Origin of the sequence: Morganella sp. EGD-HP17 (assembly GCF_000512315.2) — a bacterium.
GTDB classification, from domain to species: Bacteria; Pseudomonadota; Gammaproteobacteria; order Enterobacterales; family Enterobacteriaceae; genus Morganella; species Morganella morganii.
The window spans coordinates 1-873 of record NZ_AZRH01000068.1; the positions used below are offsets into that span (position 1 = coordinate 1).

Genomic DNA, 873 nt, shown 5'->3' on the forward strand with positions numbered 1-873 from the left:
AGTGATTGAGGCAGGGGGCGGCCGTGCGGTCAAGAGCGGGGATACTGCGCAGGAGCAGGCGATTGACAGCGGTACGCCGTTTGAACTGGCACAGACCCGCTCTGCGCTGGATACGGCCATCATGAAGGAAATTGTCCGCCAGACACCGGCACTGAAACCGGCGGTGGAGGCGGTGATTGCCGGGCAGATGAAACAGGCGGCCGATCTGCTGGAAAACGTGTCCCCGGACATTGTGCCGCGCCTTCCCGGTGCGGAGGTACCGGAGAAATCCGTGCAGCAGTCAGAAAATGGCGCGGTTATCAGGGATATTGTCCGTGACTACAGCAGCCGGACACCGGAAGCCCGGGAAAAAACCCTGATAGTGGTGCAGACCAACGAGGACAGGAATGCGGTCAACGCCGGGGTGCATGAGGCTCTGACGGCCGGGCAGGACGTGCGCAGAATCCGGATACCGGTACTGGTGCAGGAAAAGACACAGACGGCGTCCCTGCATTCGGTGGCGGGGCTGGCAGAACATCACGGCAAAACCGTCCTCGCCGGTGATACCTATTACACCCTGATAGTCACGGAGGGTGACAAAGCGGACGGTGTGGTGATGTTGCGGGATGCGGATAAGCGGGATATCCCGCTCTCCGCCTTTGAGAACAGCTCGCGGGATATTCAGGTGTTCCGGTCTGAAACCCGTGAGATGGCCGAAGGGGAAAAAGTCACCTTTACCCGTACCGACCGTAACCGGGGGCGGGTGGTCAACAGCACCCGCACCGTCAGTCAGATACACGATGACGGCACCCTGACCCTGACGGACGGGCAGGACAGTATCCGGATTAACCCGGCGGAGCCTGCTGACCGGCACATTGACTACGGTTATGCAGG

At 60.7% G+C, this 873-nt stretch carries 1 protein-coding gene; it reads left to right on the forward strand.

The annotated features are described in order from the left end of the window. The coding region (locus tag X965_RS18760; protein WP_036419860.1) for an AAA family ATPase at nucleotides 1-873 on the forward strand (873 nt) is incomplete at both ends.